The organism is Glaciimonas sp. OK215 (assembly GCF_057787885.1).
Map to the genome: position 1 here is coordinate 6,318,720 of NZ_CM173544.1, position 17,681 is coordinate 6,336,400.

At 53.6% G+C, this 17,681-nt stretch carries 17 protein-coding genes; 5 read left to right on the plus strand and 12 right to left on the minus strand.

Annotated features, from left to right (window positions below):
* Window positions 1-68: 68 nt before the first annotated feature.
* The 3 genes from AC3CHX_RS29240 to gpmA are packed head-to-tail and all read right to left on the minus strand — an operon-like array spanning window position 69 to window position 3,853.
* Window positions 69-1,568, minus strand: a complete 1,500-nt coding sequence (locus AC3CHX_RS29240) for a S41 family peptidase (RefSeq protein ID WP_488631434.1) — start codon at window positions 1,566-1,568, stop codon at window positions 69-71.
* A gap of 3 nt (window positions 1,569-1,571) precedes the next feature.
* Window positions 1,572-3,056 (minus strand): murein hydrolase activator EnvC family protein, encoded by a 1,485-nt coding sequence (locus AC3CHX_RS29245; protein ID WP_488631435.1) that lies wholly within the window; start codon window positions 3,054-3,056, stop codon window positions 1,572-1,574.
* A 50-nt stretch (window positions 3,057-3,106) separates the two neighbouring features.
* A complete protein-coding gene (gpmA, locus tag AC3CHX_RS29250) occupies window positions 3,107-3,853 on the minus strand; it encodes a 2,3-diphosphoglycerate-dependent phosphoglycerate mutase (RefSeq protein ID WP_488631436.1) in 747 nt (248 codons plus the stop codon).
* A gap of 127 nt (window positions 3,854-3,980) precedes the next feature.
* Here gpmA and AC3CHX_RS29255 point away from each other — a divergent pair, with 127 nt between their 5' ends.
* The 5 genes from AC3CHX_RS29255 to AC3CHX_RS29275 all read left to right on the plus strand — a co-directional run bounded on the left by AC3CHX_RS29255 (window position 3,981) and on the right by AC3CHX_RS29275 (window position 6,936).
* Window positions 3,981-4,382 (plus strand): rhodanese-like domain-containing protein, encoded by a 402-nt coding sequence (locus AC3CHX_RS29255; protein WP_488631437.1) that lies wholly within the window; start codon window positions 3,981-3,983, stop codon window positions 4,380-4,382.
* Between the two features lie 18 nt (window positions 4,383-4,400).
* Window positions 4,401-4,664: a glutaredoxin 3 gene (grxC, locus tag AC3CHX_RS29260; protein WP_488631438.1), complete on the plus strand. Its 264-nt coding sequence runs from the start codon at window positions 4,401-4,403 to the stop codon at window positions 4,662-4,664.
* A 72-nt stretch (window positions 4,665-4,736) separates the two neighbouring features.
* Window positions 4,737-5,252, plus strand: a complete 516-nt coding sequence (gene secB, locus AC3CHX_RS29265; RefSeq protein WP_488631439.1) for a protein-export chaperone SecB — start codon at window positions 4,737-4,739, stop codon at window positions 5,250-5,252.
* Window positions 5,253-5,347: 95 nt separating this feature from the next.
* The gene (locus AC3CHX_RS29270; protein WP_488644967.1) at window positions 5,348-5,782 is read left to right on the plus strand and encodes an SH3 domain-containing protein; all 435 of its coding nucleotides are present in this window, start codon (window positions 5,348-5,350) and stop codon (window positions 5,780-5,782) included.
* 155 nt (window positions 5,783-5,937) lie between these two features.
* Entirely contained in the window at window positions 5,938-6,936 is a 999-nt protein-coding gene (locus tag AC3CHX_RS29275) for an NAD(P)H-dependent glycerol-3-phosphate dehydrogenase (protein WP_488631440.1), read from the plus strand.
* 62 nt (window positions 6,937-6,998) lie between these two features.
* Here the strand turns inward: AC3CHX_RS29275 and hslU are convergent, their stop codons facing one another.
* From hslU to AC3CHX_RS29320, 9 genes are all read right to left on the minus strand, one after another.
* A complete protein-coding gene (gene hslU / locus AC3CHX_RS29280; protein WP_488631441.1) occupies window positions 6,999-8,351 on the minus strand; it encodes an ATP-dependent protease ATPase subunit HslU in 1,353 nt (450 codons plus the stop codon).
* 98 nt (window positions 8,352-8,449) lie between these two features.
* A complete protein-coding gene (gene hslV, locus AC3CHX_RS29285; protein WP_488631442.1) occupies window positions 8,450-8,986 on the minus strand; it encodes an ATP-dependent protease subunit HslV in 537 nt (178 codons plus the stop codon).
* A gap of 304 nt (window positions 8,987-9,290) precedes the next feature.
* Complete coding sequence (locus tag AC3CHX_RS29290) at window positions 9,291-10,523, minus strand: STAS domain-containing protein (protein ID WP_488631443.1); 1,233 nt, start codon at window positions 10,521-10,523, stop codon at window positions 9,291-9,293.
* 956 nt (window positions 10,524-11,479) lie between these two features.
* On the minus strand, window positions 11,480-11,884 hold the full coding sequence (gene dksA, locus AC3CHX_RS29295; protein ID WP_488644968.1) for an RNA polymerase-binding protein DksA: 405 nt from the start codon (window positions 11,882-11,884) through the stop codon (window positions 11,480-11,482).
* 324 nt (window positions 11,885-12,208) lie between these two features.
* Window positions 12,209-13,285: a CobW family GTP-binding protein gene (locus tag AC3CHX_RS29300; protein ID WP_488631444.1), complete on the minus strand. Its 1,077-nt coding sequence runs from the start codon at window positions 13,283-13,285 to the stop codon at window positions 12,209-12,211.
* A 70-nt stretch (window positions 13,286-13,355) separates the two neighbouring features.
* Window positions 13,356-13,973, minus strand: a complete 618-nt coding sequence (locus tag AC3CHX_RS29305; protein WP_488631445.1) for a Fur family transcriptional regulator — start codon at window positions 13,971-13,973, stop codon at window positions 13,356-13,358.
* Window positions 13,974-14,083: 110 nt separating this feature from the next.
* The gene (gene xerC / locus AC3CHX_RS29310; RefSeq protein WP_488631446.1) at window positions 14,084-15,085 is read right to left on the minus strand and encodes a tyrosine recombinase XerC; all 1,002 of its coding nucleotides are present in this window, start codon (window positions 15,083-15,085) and stop codon (window positions 14,084-14,086) included.
* A 24-nt stretch (window positions 15,086-15,109) separates the two neighbouring features.
* Window positions 15,110-15,778 (minus strand): DUF484 family protein, encoded by a 669-nt coding sequence (locus AC3CHX_RS29315; protein WP_488631447.1) that lies wholly within the window; start codon window positions 15,776-15,778, stop codon window positions 15,110-15,112.
* Between the two features lie 206 nt (window positions 15,779-15,984).
* A complete protein-coding gene (locus AC3CHX_RS29320) occupies window positions 15,985-17,187 on the minus strand; it encodes a porin (RefSeq protein WP_488631448.1) in 1,203 nt (400 codons plus the stop codon).
* Window positions 17,188-17,681 lie beyond the last annotated feature (494 nt).

The window sequence follows — 17,681 nt, forward strand, 5'->3', positions numbered from 1 at the left end:
GCCGCATCAATCTCGATGCGGCTTAAGTGTAGCGTGGTAGCGTGCGCTAGAACAAACTGCAAAGCCGATTAATTTTTATCGTCTTTTTTGATGTCGCCATCCTTGCTGCCGTCTTTCTTGCCATCTTTTTCCGAAGACGCATCTTTATCGATTTCAGACTTTGGTTTGGCTTTCGCCAGTTGTACCGGTAAGCCCTTCAAATAATTCAGCGCCTGCGTCAACTGGAAGTCGTCTTTGGCACCGAATTCCAGTGGTTTACGTTTTTTCGCCAGTGCAATCAGGCGTTGCTCCTCTTCCAGCTCGTCTACCTTTGGCGCCGCGGAGGGCGCGGTTTCTTTATCCTTATCGTTGGTCAAATGCTTGGTCAGGTCAGACTCGCGTACGCGCAGGCCTTTGAGCAAGTCGCCGTCAGCATATTCATCCACCAGCATATCCGGCACGATACCCTTGGCCTGAATCGAGCGGCCATTTGGCGTGTAGTAGCGCGCAGTGGTCAGCTTGACCGCAGTCTGGCGATCGGGTGGCAGGGCGACGATGGATTGCACTGAGCCCTTGCCGAAGGTTTGCGTTCCCATGATGGTGGCGCGCTTGTAGTCCTGCAGTGCACCGGCAACGATTTCAGAGGCCGAAGCGGAGCCGGTATTGACCAGCACTACCATCGGAATCTTTTTCAATGCCTCAGGCAATTTTGCCAGCGCGTCCATGCCCGGGCCAGATGCGTAGAATTCCGGTTTGGCGTAAAAGGTTGCTTTTGAGCTTGGCAATTGGCCATTGGTGGTCACCACCACCACATCTTTTGGCAAAAATGCCGCAGAAACACCGATCGCACCCGGCAGCACGCCGCCCGGATCGTTACGCAAGTCGAGCACCAGACCCTTCATTTTCGGATCTTCCGCGTACATCGCCGCGATCTTCTTGGCCATGTCGGCGACGGTCGGTTCCTGGAATTGCGTGATGCGCAACCAGCCATAACCAGGCTCCACTACCTTGGCTTTCACGCTTTGCACGCGAATTTCCTGGCGCGTGATGGTGACGACGATGGGCTTGTCTTCGTCTTTGCGGGCGATGGTCAGCTTGATCTTGGTATTCGGTTCGCCGCGCATGCGCTTGACGGCCTGATCCAGTGTCATGCCCTTGACCGGCGTCGCATCGAGACGCGTGATCAGATCGCCGGCCTTGATTCCGGCGCGGTAGGCGGGGGAATCCTCGATCGGTGAAATCACTTTGACGTAACCGTCTTCCATGCCGACTTCGATGCCGATGCCGACGAATTTCCCCTGGGTCATTTCGCGCAGCTCTTTGTAGCCTTTTTTGTCCAGGTAGGACGAATGCGGATCGAGTGAGGCGACCATGCCGGAAATTGCTTCAGTCAGCAGTTTTTTGTCGTCGACCGCTTCGACATAGTCGGACTTGATCAGTCCGAATACGTCAGCGAGTTGCCTGACCTCTTCCAATGGCAATGGCGATGTCGCACTCTTCTGCGCAATTGCATCAAACTGGATCGAGGCGGCGATGCCTGCGACCACGCCTAAACCGATTAGGCTGATATTCTTGAGCTTACTTCCCATGTTTCACCTAGTAGTTACCCATCCGATGGGGTCAAACGCACGGCCCTGATGCCGAATTTCAAAGTATAAACCCGATTGTTCATTGCCGCCGCTGTTACCTGCGCCGGCAATTACATCCCCGGCTTTGACAATATCGCCTGGACGCTTCAATAGTGCCTGATTGTTACCATAAATGGTCATGTATTGATTGCCATGATCAATAATGATCAAATTACCAAAACCGCGCAACCAGTCAGCAAAGGCGACCCGACCGGCAGCGACTGCCTTGACCTCGCTACCTTCCGCGGCGCGGATAAACAGGCCTTTGGTTGGCGGGCCATCGCCATGCTTGCTGCCGAAGCGACTTATCAGATCGCCACGTACCGGTAACCGTAACAGGCCGCGCAATGCGGCAAACGGCTTGCCATATGCGACCTCTTGCGGACTGGCCTCCGGGGCCGGGTCATGGCGCGCCGCTGGCACGGCTGGCGTTAGCGCTATCGCTACCGGCACTGGCGGCTGATCGTCATCGATAGGGTCCGGTTTAAAGGCTGGCGCTTGCGCCTTAGGGTTTTGTCGCGCTGCGGGCGGGCTTGGTTTTTTGGCCACGGCGACGCGCTGGCGCTGACGTTCCTGCTCGCGCGCGGCTTGTGCCTGGGCTTTTGCCAGCGCTTGCGCTTGTGCTTTGGCCAGTTGCTCCTGGCGGCGTTTTTCACGGATGGCAGCTTCGGCCTTCGTTTGCTCTTCGATCAGTACTGCCAGCTTGTCGACCAGGCCAGCCAGCCGTTGTTCGTCGCGCGCAGTCTTGCCGGCTTCCTTGCGTTGCGTGCTCAGTTTGCTGGAGAGCTGCGTCAGGAGCCCCGCCCGTTTGGCTTTTTCTTGTTCCAGCAGCGCTTTCTGATCGCGTTGCTCCTGGGCGATTTCGTCGAGGTCATCCTTGGCGTTCTGCGTCTCGCTCTGATTGGCCTCGACCGCTTGCAAGTTGGTGCGCAGCTCTTCAATCAGCTTGGCCTGGGCTTTTGAGACGTAGCCCATGTATTGCAATTCGCGGTTAATCTGGTTGGGATTGTCGCCTGATAGCAATAATTTGATGCGATCTTCGTTGCCGGCGATGTATTGCCGGCGCAGCAAGGTTGCCATTTGCGTTTGTTGGGCGGCGACGGTTTTACTTAGCTCATCATGTTTTTTGGATAATTTTGCTAATCTGGCTTGGGTCTGCTGTTGCTCGTCGCTGAGGTCGAACAGCGAACGATTTGCTTTCGAGATGGCCGCTTCGGAATCTGCCAGCGCATCGGCGGCGTTGTCTTTCGCCGTCTCGGTCTGGTTGATGTCGCTCTTTAAGGCATTCAATTTTTGCTGGAGTTCAGCGCGCTCGGCTTCGGCCGCCTGCTTTTGTTTGCTGCGTTCGGTGACTTTTGGCGTTGCCGCGGCGTTCACGGCTGGCACGCACGCCAGCATAACGGCAAGCAGCGCCGTTGATGCAGCTGCTTGCCGTGCTCTATGCCGCATTCGGTGCCCAGTTGCCAGGGTCGGCCGAATCAATCTCATCAGGGCGATATTTATTGCGCTTTCCCCTGATTCGCAACCGCGTGCATCGCTGCTGCGATGGCGGCCTGATCGCCCAGGTAGTAGCTCTTGATCGGTTTCAGATCGGCGTCCAGTTCATAGACCAGTGGTTGACCATTTGGAATATTCAGTCCGACGATATCGTCATCGCTGATACCGTCCAGCATCTTGACCAGCGCGCGCAGGCTGTTGCCGTGGGCCGAGATGATGATGCGCTTGCCGCTGCGGATGGCGGGCGCGATAGAGTCGTTCCATGCCGGCAGCACGCGCGCCACAGTGTCTTTCAGGCATTCGGTGAGCGGAATTTCTTCGCGCTTCAGATGGGCGTAGCGTGGATCGTTATACGAGGCGCGGGGATCCGTTTCCTCCAGCTTGAGCGGCGGTGTGTCGTAGCTGCGGCGCCATATCATGACTTGTTCTTCGCCATATTTGGCGGCCGTTTCTGCCTTGTTGAGTCCTTGCAGCGCTCCGTAGTGCCGTTCGTTCAGACGCCAGTCGTGTTGCACTGGCAGCCACATCAAATCCATTTCGTCGAGGGTGCCCCACAGGGTACGGATTGCGCGCTTGAGTACCGAGGTGTAGGCCAGATCGAAGCTGAAACCGGCTTCCTTGAGCAGCTTGCCAGCCTGTTTGGCTTCGGCCACGCCTTTTTCGGTGAGGTCGACATCGACCCAGCCGGTGAAGCGGTTAGCCAGATTCCAGGTGGATTCGCCGTGGCGCATCAATACGATTTTATACATGGTGAGAGGACGGGAGTAGTGAAAAAAGGGGGACAGAGAAAATCAGTGCATGCGGGCCAATACGAATTGGATGGCGCTACAGCTTCTATTTTATAATGGCGGGATTAACTAATACCATTGGATAACTGTGAAATTCTTGATTGATAATATTTTTCTGCTCGGATTGGTCATTTTGTCAGGCGGCGCGCTGGTATTGCCGCTCTTGCAACGACGTGGCAACAAAGTAACAACATTGCAAGCAACTCAGCTCATCAACCAAGGAAAGACACTGGTGCTGGACGTGCGCGACGCTGAAGGCTTTGGTGCCGGCCATTTGATTGACGCCAAAAACATTCCGCTGAAAGACCTGCCACAACGCTTGGTCGAGATAAATAAATTCAAAGCGAAGAACGTGATTGTAGTCTGCCAGACTGGCACGCAATCGGCCAAAGCCACCGCACAATTGGTTAAGGCAGGCTTCGAACAGGTCTACAGCCTCGACGGCGGCATTGCCGGCTGGCAATCCCAAGGTCTGCCGACCATCAAATAACGTCAATAAGAGAAGCCCATGAATGCCCATGTTTTAATGTACAGCACCGCTGTTTGCCCATATTGCACGCGTGCTGAACAGTTGTTGAAATCCCGCGGTGTTGAGAGTATCGAGAAGGTGCGGATCGACCTCGACCCGCAGCAGCGCGACGCAATGATGCAAAAAACCGGACGTCGTACCGTCCCGCAAATTTATATTGGCGACACCCATGTCGGTGGCTTCGATGATTTGAGCGCGCTTGATCAGGGTGGTAAGTTACTGCCTCTGCTGCAAGGCGCTTAAGAACCTGTTTGCGCAGTACCCAGTCTATGGATGGCGAATACCATCCATCTTTAAATTTACTGAAAGAGTTTTATGGCCGACGAAATTAAACAAACTGAAAATACCGAGTCAAATGATCAGCCAGTGTTTCAGATTCAACGTGTGTATCTGAAAGATTTGTCGCTTGAGCAGCCAAACTCGCCAGCTATCTTTCTGGAGCAGGACGCGCCACAAATCGAAGTAGCGGTCGATGTCGGTGCCGAAGCATTGGCTGAAGGCATTTTCGAATCGACCGTGACGATTACCGTCACCGCCAAGATCAAGGACAAGGTCGCGTTTCTGGTTGAAGGCAAGCAGGCCGGTATTTTTGAAGTGCGCAATATTCCAACCGAGCAGCTGGACCCGTTGTTAGGTATCGGTTGCCCGAACATCGTTTATCCGTACCTGCGTGCGAATATCGCTGACGCGATTACCCGCGCTGGTTTCCCGCCGATTCATCTGGCCGAAATCAACTTTGAAGTGTTTTATCAGCAGCGCTTGCAGGCGCTGGCGGAACAACAAGGCAGCAAGGACAGTATCGCGGTAGATGGCAGCAGCGCGATCAACTAAGAACCTGTGAAGCTGCGAGGACTGTGGGTTGCAGCTGGCCTGCAGCCCGCGTAGCAACTGGAGACGATGGAATGAAATTTGTACGCGTAACCGGTATGGTAATGGCGTCGGTACTGACAGCTTTTGGGGCGGTCAACGTGGCGCATGCGCTTGACTTCAAGACGGTCGGCGCGGCACCAGTTATTCTTTACGACGCACCGTCCGAAAAGGGCCGACGCGTTGCCGTCGCACCACGTGGCATGCCGGTCGAAGTGGTGCTGACCTATGGCGAGTGGACCAAGGTGCGCGATGCGAGCGGCGACTTGTCATGGGTGCAGTCCAAGGGACTGGCCGGCAAACGCAATCTGCAGGTCAAGGTCGCCAATGCCAAGATCCGCACGAACCCGAATGACGCGGCAGCGCAGGTATTTAGCGCCGACAAAGGCGTGTTGCTGGAGTTGGTCGAACCAGTGGTGTCCGGCTGGGCCAAGGTACGCCACCGTGATGGCCAGACCGGCTATGTAAAAGCCGCTGAGGTGTGGGGGAGTTGAGATAACTGCCCAGGCAGGCGCGCCAATATATTTGGCCCACCGATCCCAGTACCAACGTCAGTCGACGGCCTTCGTCAACACAGCGGCAGCAATTGCTGTAAGTATCCATCCCTATTCTTATCTGATTGGCAGCTGTGTCTATTGATTCCTCATCCATGAATATCACCATACTCGGCGCTGGCGCATGGGGCTCCGCGCTGGCCATCGCGCTAGCGCAGCGCCACAACGTATTGTTGTGGGGGCGTAATCGGGAAACGATGAGCGCTGCGTCAAAGCAGCGTGAGAATGTCACCTATTTACCCGGTTTCGGCTTGCCGGACAATTTGATCGTCAGTGCCGATTTCGAGCAGGCGATCGCTCATGTCAGCGCAAGCGACAGCATGCTGATTGTCGCTTCATCGGTTGCCGGCTTACGTTCTTTGGCGCAGCAATTGCAGGGTCTGCCGTTGCCGAATATCGTCTGGCTGTGCAAAGGTTTTGAAGAGCAGACGCGGTTGTTGCCGCACCAGATCGTGCGCCAGGTGATGGGAAATGCAATTCCTGCCGGAGCACTTTCAGGACCCTCGTTTGCGCAGGAAGTGGCTCGTGGCCTGCCTTGTGCGCTGGCCATCGCAACCGACCATCCGGCACTCTCCGAGCGCGTCGTGGCAGCGGTGCATGGCGGCAATATTCGCGTGTATTCGACCGATGACATGGTCGGCGTCGAAGTCGGCGGTGCGGTCAAAAATATTCTGGCGATTGCGACCGGTATTGCTGATGGCCTCGGTCTCGGCTTGAATGCGCGGGCAGCGTTGATCACCCGTGGCTTGGCCGAAATCACGCGACTTGGTATCGCGCTTGGCGGTCGCAGCGAAACCTTCATGGGCCTGTCCGGTGTCGGTGATTTGATCCTGACCTGTACCGGTGATCTGTCGCGCAATCGCAAGGTCGGTCTGGGGCTGGCCCAAGGAAAGAGTCTGGAGGTAGTGGTGGCGGAATTGGGTCACGTCGCTGAAGGTGTTCGTTGTGCAGCGGCTGTGCGGACATTGGCGCAGGAACGCGGCGTGGATATGCCGATTACCAATGCGGTTGCCGGCGTGCTGTTTGACGGCGACTCGCCGCGCGCGATGGTGGAACTGCTGCTGGCGCGTACTCCGCGCGAAGAGTCTGCCTAAATCATAAAAAAACGCAGGATGGGAAGCGCAATGCTCCACCCATCCTGCACGGTGCCGATTTCCTACAGCACGTAGCGCGATAAATCCTCATTCACCGCCAGCTCTCCGAGCCGCTGATCGACATAGGCGGCGTCGATCTTCAACGTTTTCTCGCTGGTGCTGGTGGCCGCAAAAGAAATCTCTTCCAGCATTTTTTCCATCACGGTATGCAGGCGACGGGCACCGATATTCTCGGTTTTTTCGTTGACCGAAAAAGCGATTTCAGCCATCCGTGTAATACCTTCCTGCACAAACTCCAACTTCACGCCTTCGGTTGCCAGCAGCGCTTCATACTGGGTAGTCAGGCAAGCGTCGGTGCCGGTCAGAATCCGTTCAAAATCGGCAATTGACAGCGAGTCGAGCTCAACCCGAATCGGGAAGCGGCCTTGCAGTTCCGGGATCAAATCCGATGGTTTGGCCAGATGAAACGCTCCCGATGCGATGAACAGGATATGATCGGTCTTGATCATCCCGTACTTGGTGTTGACGGTGGTGCCTTCGACCAGCGGCAACAGATCGCGTTGCACACCAGCGCGCGAAACATCGGCGCCGCCGGTTTGCGAACGGTTGGCAATCTTGTCGATTTCATCCAGAAACACGATACCGTTTTGCTCGACGTTAAAGATGGCTTTTTGCTTCAGATCATCTTCGTTGAGCAGTTTCGCAGCTTCTTCTTCGACCAGGAATTTGAGCGCTTCCTTGATCTTGACCTTGCGGCTTTTCTTGCGGCTGCTACCCATGCCGGAAAACATCGACTTGATCTGCTCAGTCATTTCTTCCATGCCCGGCGGCGCCATGATTTCCATGTGTGGCGAGCTTTCCGCCAATTCGATTTCGATCTCGCGGTCATCCAGAGAGCCTTCACGCAGACGTTTGCGGAACGTCTGACGGGTGGTGTTGCCTTTGTCTTTGGCATCGCCATCGACGGTCGTATCCTGCTCCGGATGGAACCCGAAATCGCGCGCCGGGGGTACCAGAATATCGATCACCCGGTCCTCTGCGGCATCTTCGGCACGCGTACGTACCTTGCGCATTTCCAATTCGCGGGTTTGCTTGATGCCGATGTCGATCAGGTCGCGGATGATGGTTTCTACATCGCGACCGACGTAGCCGACTTCGGTGAATTTGGTTGCTTCAACTTTGATAAACGGCGCATTCGCCAACTTGGCCAGACGGCGCGCGATTTCGGTCTTGCCGACGCCGGTGGGGCCTATCATCAAAATGTTCTTTGGCGTGATTTCGTGACGCAGTGGCTCGGCAACTTGCTGCCGCCGCCAACGGTTCCGCAGCGCAATCGCTACGGCACGCTTGGCTTTGTCCTGGCCGACTACGTGTTTATCGAGTTCAGAGACGATCTCTTGCGGTGTCATGTTCATATATTTTCGGTTCTGCGTAAGTTCCGGTTCGCACCAAATGAGAGCGGGGCAGTATCGATGCTGTTGCGCACAACGCTCTTCATCCGGCCGGACCGTAATTAGTCGAGGGTTTCGATAATGTGTGATTGATTAGTATAAATGCAAAGATCACCCGCAATCACGAGCGATTTTTTGACGACTTCAGCGGGTGACAGATCAGTGTTTTCCTGCAGCGCCTTGGCCGCAGATTGCGCGAAAGTGCCGCCTGAGCCAATTGCACCGATGCCGTCGGTTGGTTCCAGTACATCACCGTTACCGGTAATCACCAGGGTGGTCTCACGATCCGCCGTGAGCAGCATTGCTTCGAGTCGCCGCAACATCCGGTCAGTGCGCCACTCCTTGGCTAAATCAACCGAGGCCCGCATCAGATTGCCCTGATGCTTCTCCAACTTTGCTTCAAACAGATCGAGCAGCGTGAAGGCATCTGCGGTACCGCCAGCGAAACCAACCAGTACCTTGCCTTGATACAGCTTGCGCACTTTGCGCGCAGTGCCTTTCATCACGACATTGCCGAGCGTGACCTGACCATCACCACCCAGCGCAACGATGTTGCCGCGTCGTACTGAGAGGATGGTGGTGCCATGAAATTGTTCCATTTTGCTTGCCTCAAAAAAGCGGACCGAGCGTGTGGCAGTTGGACGAACTGGACGAATCGGACCAGACATGCGGCGCCCGGATGTCGGACGTCGTCGCATGTGTTTGCTGGCGAGTAACAACTCGGCGCGTATTCAAAAAAATGGGGGCGGCAAGCGTGATTACAAGCGTCGATTTATCGCAAATTAGTATCGTTTAATATCGTTGCATCAGTGTCGGGGTGCTCGACCGGTAAATTTTGGTGCGGCAAGAAGCTGTTGGGCCAACCCATGACCAATCAATCGGCCAATCAGTTATGACGAATGATTAATTCTTGCGCGGGTAAATACTGACAACATCCTGCAGCCCCATCACTTTAAACAGGGCCGCAACCAGATGATTCACCTCGTGAAACTCGATCTTTTTACCTTGACCAATAAGGGGCAGCAGCCCATTGATCAGTTGTCCGGCGGCGTTGAAATCAACCCTAATCAGGCGAGAACAATCGATAAACGTCGGATTGTAGCTGTTCGCATGGGTCTGAATCTGGGACAGCAGTTCGTCGAGGCGTCCTTCGATCAGGACAGGCATCAGCAAATGTTGCTGGTTACTCACATATTGGTGGTTGCTGGCCGCCTCGTCATCGGTTGCAGTCGTGACTTTGGTCGCAGGCGCAACGAAGGGCGGTGGAGATACCTCGAAGGTGATGCTGTAATCGATGCTGACATCTTCGAAAGCTTGCTCGTTGTTTAATAAATGCAGAATTTCGAGCAGCAATAACCATGGTGCAGTGGTTTCGTCGCGTCGGCCGACTTGCAGAATCGCGCGAATCTTATCCGCCAGTTCCGTGGTGCCGACCAGAATCAGGTCGAGCCCTGATTTTTGCAGTTTCTTTAACATCCGTAACAGCAAACCGCAGCCGATCGGATCGACGGCAGTGATACGGGTGAACTCGAGACGCAATGCCGCATGGCTGGTACTCAGTTTCTGTGCGCGCTCCAATTGTTTGGTGATATGGGCATCAAGCTTGCCGGAGAAGGGAATTACCGGAGTTGCATCGGCTTTCTCGGGTATATCAATCGGGTTGAGTGTGAGTTGTTCGTCCCAGGTCGGTGGCGATGATTCAAATTTGTGCGCAAAATCGACCGACAGATCGTCGAACTGCTGTTGTTTGCCGTTGATTCGATATAGGTCTAGCAACATCCACCAAACCGCGTCGGTGGCAGTGCCAAGATTGTCTTCCTGAATCGCTTGTTCGAGTAGTTGTTCAGCGATATCGGATTGCGAGTTGGCAAACAGCACAGCGGCTTCTTCTACCACGGCCGGTGTGTCTGAGACCGACACTTCAATACTTCCGCTTCTGATGTCGCCAGCCGTAAAATCGGTCGTTCTGCTGATCATGGCAAGGGGGGCATCATTGCGTGAGCCTGCTACTTTTGCGTGGGTATTGCCGGCGGTATCCAATGGCACTGTATTGACTGAAGTCGGTGGATTGACAAAATCCGTGGACATTTCCGATTCAATTGCATCGATTTTCATTGCCGTCGTATTGGGCGCCATTTCACTCTGTTGCACCGCTTCAGGCTCACGCTCAGCCACATTGGTGTTGCCAGGCCGGATCGAAACGGGACCTTCTGCTGTGGACGTGCTGTCATCCCCAGCAGCATTGCCGTTCTGACGAGTGTGTTTGCCAAAAAGCGAGAAAATCCCCACGTTGATCCTAAGCGGTGAGTTGATGGTCGTTGACGTGCGCCGATAAAAGCAGTTGTAATTTAGTGTAGTCGGATATGAGTGTCTTAACAGTACGCACTGCCTCATTTTTAGGTGCGAAGCTGATGTTTCTGTTATGACGTTGGCTCCCTTTTACCCCCGCTTAGTGGTTTTAGAGGCGACCGAACAGGCGTGAAATACCTTATAAATTACGCCTGCTAAGGTACCACAAAGCGGAGCCGCTAACATTCATCCGGGCATGATTAGTTAAGAATGAATATTAGCCCTTTTGAAGATATTTAAAATTTGCCGCGCATACCCAAAATAAAACTGCGTCCAGGTAATGGTGCCGCGTTCTTCAATACCGAAGTTACCGGGCGAATGTGCTGATCCGGAAGGTTTTTAGCCAGCGCGAACCATGTCATTTTTATACCGTCATCGCACGCAACACATGAATGCTGCTTGCCGGACTGCCGTCAATCAGGCGCTTTGAGGGTGCAGAGAGCTTGCGGTGCCAGTGCTAATTCTGGCTAGTGTTGCCTGTGGCCAGGCGGCGTGGAGAATATTGTGGATCAGCCCAGCCATTGGGCAAACAGGATCGCCAACCCTAATAGCGGCACAATGGCTATGTGTTGACGCAGCAGGCGTTGGCGCGTTCTTGATCGCGGGAGATGGCCCGACATCCATCGGGAGTTACAACAGAGACATAAGAATTATACAAATACCGTCAGCAAATCCTTACGCGACGCAATGGGCGAGCGCAGGGCTGAAGCGCAGCCTGACCGGATATGTATCCGGTCAGGCGATTAATCGCCGTATAACTTCTGTTTCAACTCACGCCGTTGTTGTGCTTCCAGCGACAGGGTTGCAGTTGGCCGTGCCAGCAAACGCGGGATACCGATAGGTTCGCCGGTTTCTTCACACCAACCATACTCGCCGGCATCAATCGAGGCTATCGACTGTTGTACTTTTTTTAGCAATTTGCGTTCACGATCACGCGTACGCAATTCCAGCGCGTGCTCTTCCTCAATCGTGGCACGGTCTGCCGGGTCCGGCACCAGCACGGTTTCGCGCAGATGTTCAGTGGTTTCTCCAGCGTTTTTCAGCAGATCAATTTCCAGCTGTTTTAGACGCGCTTTGAAGAACGCCAGTTGTGCCTCGTTCATGTAGTCCTTTTCGCTCATCGTTAAGATTTGCGCTTCGGTCAACAGGGGGACATCAGGGGTCGGTTTGGTTGTTTTGGTAGCCACTTCGCTTACTTTCGATACGACGTATTTTTCAATTTTATCCGTTAATTCAGTACTTGAGGGCAAGATATTTGCAATGCCCTTATTGTTGCCTGTACTGGATCTGGCCGTTTGGAGTTCTCTTTCTTTGTGGCAATGTCACCAATTCTATCAAATGCTGTGGGAGATGCCTTTTAACAATTGAAGCCGCTTTTTGTTGCCACCACGATCACTTTTTGTCGGTCAAGGATTTTACAACAAGTTTGCTGTCAAAGCGTTCAGGATTCCCTCGCGTAAAACTGCCATAGTTTATACCAGACATTGCTCCAAACCGCGAATAAAGATGTCTTTTGGAAGCTTCTTGCCGATGAAGACCATTTTGCTGCTGCGTATTTCATCATCGGCCCATTTTCCGCCGACATCGCTGCCCATAATTTGATGCACGCCCTGAAATACCACTTTGCGATCGGCGCCATCCATCAACAGTACACCTTTGTAGCGCAACATGCGCGGGCCATAGACTTGCACTATGCCGCCCAGAAATTCATCCAGTTTGGCGGTGTCAAACGGCCGTTCACTTTTGAAAACGAAGGCTGCGATGTCGTCCGGGTGATGGGCATGGTGGTGATTGTGGGTGTTGTGTTGCTGTTCGGCGTGCGCATGTTCTTGCTGATGTGACGGATGCTCGCAATCGCTGCCGTTATGCTCATGGTCGTCGTGGCTTTCTTCCGTGGCGAGGAAGTCAGGATCGATTTCCAGTTTGGCATTCAGATTGAAGCCACGGATATCCAGGATTTCGTCGATCGGCGTGAACGCAGGGTCGAGTCGGATAATGGCCGCACGAGGGTTGATGCGGGTCAGGCGTGCGCTTAACTCAGCCACTTCAGATGCGCTCACCAAATCAGTCTTCGACAGCAGCAGTTTGTCGGCAAAGCCGACCTGGCGTTGTGCTTCTTCTTGCTGGTCGAGTTGCTGCATCGCGTGTTTGGCGTCCACTACGGTGACAATTGCATCGAGCATGTAGTGCATTGCGACTTCATCGTCGACAAAGAAGGTTTGTGCGACCGGGCCTGGATTAGCCATGCCAGTGGTTTCGATTACCACGTGGTCAAACTGCAATTCACCAGCATCGCGGCGACGCGCCAGCGAACTCAGGGCGACAATCAAATCGCCGCGTACGGTACAGCAAATGCAACCGTTGTTCATTTCGATGATTTGCTCTGTGCTGTCTTGCACCAGGATTTCATTGTCGATATTTTCCTGGCCGAATTCGTTTTCGATGATGGCAATTTTATGGCCATGTGGCTGCTGCAAGATGCGATTCAACAGAGTGGTTTTGCCCGCGCCAAGAAAGCCGGTAAGGATAGTGGTCGGAATGAGTGCCATGGGGTTATTGAGCGTAAATTTGCTTAAATGGAAATGGTAGGAGTGTGATGAGCAGCTCGATGCGGAGCGTTTAATGCGCGCAATCAGCGCACCAGCCTTTGATCGTCAGTTCGATGTCGTGGCCTTCGAAGCCTTTGCCGAGCGAGTCCTGCAAGGCTTGCTGTAAATGTCGCCGCAGCATGGCAGGGGATGCCGTAGGGGCTGCTTCTCCTGTCTGCTCGGTCATGACTGGCGCCAATACATCGCCTAAAAATCCCGCTTCGCCGCTGCCATCCAGGCAGAATACCTTTGCACAGCGGGTGCATTTGAAATGACCGTGTTGATGTTGCGCATGCTGTGTGGGATCGGTAGAGGTGGACTCGGTATGTTCGGCACCGGCGCTGTAGAGGAATACGCGGTCGTCACCAGCGATTTTATGGGCCAGTCCAGCATCGGTCAGGCAATCGAGAGCGCGATACAGGGTGACGCGATCCATCTCTACAAATAAATCCTGCATGTCCTGATGCGACACCGCGCAGCGTGCTTCCAGTAACGCTGTCAACACTTTCACGCGGGCACTGGTGATGCGCACTGACGCCAGTCGCAACTGCTCTTCTGCCAGCACTGCTGCTTGCGAACGCGGCGCGGCGCGGCCTGTTTTCGGGGGGATTTCTGCTGCGCCGGATTTAGGTTTGATGTCAGTGGTCATGCCAGGATGCGTGGAATGGTAGTCGGTAAATATCGATTATGCCCCAAATTGCAATTGAGTTGCATATTTCGGCTGGAATAGTCCGGCTGCATCCGCCTGGTGCACATGGATTACTTGTTCGGGACTTTTTTTGCGCGCGGATGAGCGGCGTCATACACTTGCGCCAGGCGCTGGAAATCAAGCGATGTGTAGACCTGGGTGGAAGCGATTGATGCGTGACCGAGCATCTCCTGCACCGCCCGTAAATCCCCCGATCCTTGCAGGACGTGCGAGGCAAATGAATGGCGCAGTACATGCGGATGGACGTCGGTTGGAATACCGAGTGCCTGTGCGTGGGCTTTTAGCCGCAGCTGAATCACGCGCGCCGACATGCGGCTGCCGCGCTCTGTCAGAAAGAGCGCGAACGTATCGTCGCTCTTCACCAATGTGTTGCGCAGCGCAAGCCAGGCGGCAATCGCTTGCAATGCCGGTTGTCCGACCGGGACACTGCGTTTTTTGTTACCTTTGCCGGTGACCATCACCTCAGTCGCGTCAAAATCGATCCAGCCGGCCGACACATACCCTGCCTGTTGTGTGTAGCGCACATCCAGTCCGGCCAATTCGGACACCCGGAGTCCGCTTGAGTACAACAATTCGAACATGGCACGGTTGCAGGCGGACAATGTGGAGCCGCTGTCGCCGAGCGGATTGGCACTCGCGACCAGACGTATCGCATCGTCGGCACCAAGTGCTTTTGGCAGCGGCTTGGCACGCTTGGGCGCCTTTACTCCTTCGACCGGATTGCTGGCGAGCGTGGTTTGCTCCGCGAGCCAATCGAAAAAACCACGCCAGGCGGAAAGTTTGCGCGCAATCGAACGTGCATTCAGGCCGCGAGAATGTAGTTGTGCGGCGAACTTGCGTATATGAGAGTGGGTGATGGTACTGAAGTCCAGGCTATCTTGGGTGCTCTCGCTGAGTGCGCGACTCAGTGAGAGCAGTTCGGCCAGATCGCGCGCATAGTTGCTGACCGTATGCGGCGATAACTTGCGCTGACTGACCAGGCTCGACAGATAGGCGTCAACGTGCACTGAACATTTGACTTGCTGGCAACTCAGGTTGCTGTCACCGCTCATGTTAAATCTGATGCATGTGATGCGTTATGCGAGCAGGCAGGTCAGCGCGGCGCTGGCTGTATCGCCTATCTTGCTGAGAAAATCGGTCGCCATATCGGGGCTAAAGCGGTGTCGGTCCGGCGAGCACATCACCAGCAATCCGAAAGCGCCGGCCGCCGCGTCGACGCGCAACGGCAGCATCGCAATCGATTGAATTTCGCTCGGATGCTCCAGCCAGGACGCGGCTTCAAAATCATTATTGTTGCCGCAAAAAGGGACGCTCAAGCCATTCGCAAAAAGCTTGGAGTCGGCAGATGCCGGCGCTGCAAACCAGGTATGCGAAAATTCTTCCGCGACGTTCCAGATGCGGATAGTAGCTTGCGGCACGTTAAATATCTTCTGCAAACCGGCTATCAGGGTATGTGGCATATCGACATCGTTACGCGCCAGCAGCAGGCTGCGCGACCACGCTTGCAGTTTGTCGGTGATGCCGTCGTTTTCCTGTGCGTTACGTGCCATGTCAGCAAGGCGCAGGTCTTGCACCTTGATTTTTTCACGCAATATTTCCATCTGACGCTCTTGCAGCGAAACGGCACGACCGAGCAATGGGCTGGTCAGTTTGATTTTCCCCAATAATTCAGCGTGTTCTTCAAAGAAATGAGGCGTTTCGGCAAGATATTGTGCGACGGTATCGGGATCCAGATGGCTGCTCATGGTGTGCTTGTGTCTTGAGAGGAGTGATAATGAATGACCGAGAGTATCACCGCTATCGCAATGAATGACAACTATCGCCGGTATTGCAGTGTTGTCGTTATTTCGTCCTGAAAATAACAAAGGACCCACATGAAAAATCATGTGGGCCCTTTGAATTTCTAATTAAGTAAGCATTTCCGCGTTGCCACGGATTTGACTAACTTATATTAGAACTTGTGACGGATACCAACAGTAACTGCAGTTTGGCTCTTGCTGCTGTCGCTGTAGCTATTGGTTGTATCGCCTTCAACGCCTGGGTTGTTAGCGTCTTTTGCGCGCAGGTACGAAGCGAAGGCATACAGGTCAGTACGCTTCGACAGGAAGTAGTCAGTACCCAGATTGAATTGGGTCAACTTGCCCTTAGGCGCACCAGCATCAACGAAAGTCAGCTTGCTGTATTGAACACTCGCCAACAGATGCAAAGGTTCTGTCAACGCGTAGTTAGTACCCAGTTCGAAGATGTCAGCTTTGCTGTTGTTGATACCGCCGATAGAAAATGCGGAAGGCGAAGTCAGCGTTATTGTTGTTGGTGTTACGCTAACAACACCAATAGATGCAAGTGGTTGCTTAACGCGTGACCAGTTACCGTACAGACGTGCTGGACCAACTTGATAGCTAGCGCCGAGACTGAATGTCTTCAGTGCTGTATCGCCTGGGTTACCTGCAGTGAAAATAGTACCGTTGTTCAGAGAAACATCGCTAGGCGTAGTGCCTTTTTTCGATTGATAGTAAGCAGCAAACAAGCCGAGTGGGCCGTTAGCGTATTGACCACCCAGACCGAACGATTGGCCGTTCGAAGTTTGACCGGCAGCTTCGCCGAAACCGTAGATCGCGCTAGCAGTGAAGCCAGCCAGGTTTGGCGAGTTGTAACGGATCGAATTGTTGGTACGTGTACCTTCCAAACGGTCCAGATTGTGGCCAACTGCACCAGTTACGCCACCGAAATCTTGAACCGAAGTCCATTGGCTGACATCGTCCAGGACGTCAGTTTGACGACCCAGCAGAACTGTACCGAAGTTGTCGCCGCTCAGACCAACGACCGATTTACGACGGAACAGATTGGTCGAACCTTTGTCGCCTTGCAATGCGCCAGTGTCATTGGCAAAACCAGTTTCCAATTGGAACACTGCCTTCAGACCGCCGCCCAGATCTTCAACGCCTTTGAAACCCAGACGCGAGCCTTGGATAATACCGGAGTTAAGGGCGACTTTACTAGCAGTCGGGCCGTTCACTGTATTAGAAGTCGTAGCCACTTTATTTGTATAAGTAACGCCAGTATCAACGATACCGTAGATAGTTACCGAGCTTTGAGCTTGTGCTGCACCTGCGATTGCGCCGAGTACGGCCAGTGCGATTAGTGATTTCTTCATTTGACGTCCTTTATTTGAAAATCTGACTTTAAGGATCCGTACATCTGTCGGATGGGTGAACATTAAGGGGTCCTGCCGGCTATGCAGGTGGTTTGGTCTTCTGCAGTGCAATAAATTGGTCGAAATTGATGGCGCTTGATAAATGTGTTGTATTTATGTGACATAAAATCGGAGGGCGGGCAAGCCCGGTCTTTCAATGTTCCCCCGCCATTTGTTGCTTCTTACTGTTTGCTGCTGATTGGGCGAGATAGATATTACCTATCAACAAAAAAAGTGCACTATATTTTCTGTTTTTCTATTGGAGATTTAATAGATTAGATGAAGTTGGTGATTTATGTTGTTTTTTGGCAGCTGTTTATGACATTTATGACTTGGGTTATGATTTTTTTTGGTCGTGCCGGTTCGGTTGGCGACCGATCCCGGCAGGAAAATCGATGTGTTGTATTAAAGATGCGAACTTTGTTGAAAATCTTTGTCAAATAAAAGATTCTTTA

Coding starts and splice junctions, on each gene's coding strand:
- AC3CHX_RS29240 (WP_488631434.1), bottom strand. CDS start 1,568: ATGGGAAGTAAGCTCAAGAATATCAGCCTAATCGGTTTAGGCGTGGTC.
- AC3CHX_RS29245 (WP_488631435.1), bottom strand. CDS start 3,056: ATGCGGCATAGAGCACGGCAAGCAGCTGCATCAACGGCGCTGCTTGCC.
- gpmA (WP_488631436.1), bottom strand. CDS start 3,853: ATGTATAAAATCGTATTGATGCGCCACGGCGAATCCACCTGGAATCTG.
- grxC (WP_488631438.1), top strand. CDS start 4,401: ATGAATGCCCATGTTTTAATGTACAGCACCGCTGTTTGCCCATATTGC.
- secB (WP_488631439.1), top strand. CDS start 4,737: ATGGCCGACGAAATTAAACAAACTGAAAATACCGAGTCAAATGATCAG.
- AC3CHX_RS29270 (WP_488644967.1), top strand. CDS start 5,348: ATGGTAATGGCGTCGGTACTGACAGCTTTTGGGGCGGTCAACGTGGCG.
- AC3CHX_RS29275 (WP_488631440.1), top strand. CDS start 5,938: ATGAATATCACCATACTCGGCGCTGGCGCATGGGGCTCCGCGCTGGCC.
- hslU (WP_488631441.1), bottom strand. CDS start 8,351: ATGAACATGACACCGCAAGAGATCGTCTCTGAACTCGATAAACACGTA.
- hslV (WP_488631442.1), bottom strand. CDS start 8,986: ATGGAACAATTTCATGGCACCACCATCCTCTCAGTACGACGCGGCAAC.
- AC3CHX_RS29290 (WP_488631443.1), bottom strand. CDS start 10,523: ATGGCGCCCAATACGACGGCAATGAAAATCGATGCAATTGAATCGGAA.
- AC3CHX_RS29300 (WP_488631444.1), bottom strand. CDS start 13,285: ATGGCACTCATTCCGACCACTATCCTTACCGGCTTTCTTGGCGCGGGC.
- AC3CHX_RS29305 (WP_488631445.1), bottom strand. CDS start 13,973: ATGACCACTGACATCAAACCTAAATCCGGCGCAGCAGAAATCCCCCCG.
- xerC (WP_488631446.1), bottom strand. CDS start 15,085: ATGAGCGGTGACAGCAACCTGAGTTGCCAGCAAGTCAAATGTTCAGTG.
- AC3CHX_RS29315 (WP_488631447.1), bottom strand. CDS start 15,778: ATGAGCAGCCATCTGGATCCCGATACCGTCGCACAATATCTTGCCGAA.
- AC3CHX_RS29320 (WP_488631448.1), bottom strand. CDS start 17,187: ATGAAGAAATCACTAATCGCACTGGCCGTACTCGGCGCAATCGCAGGT.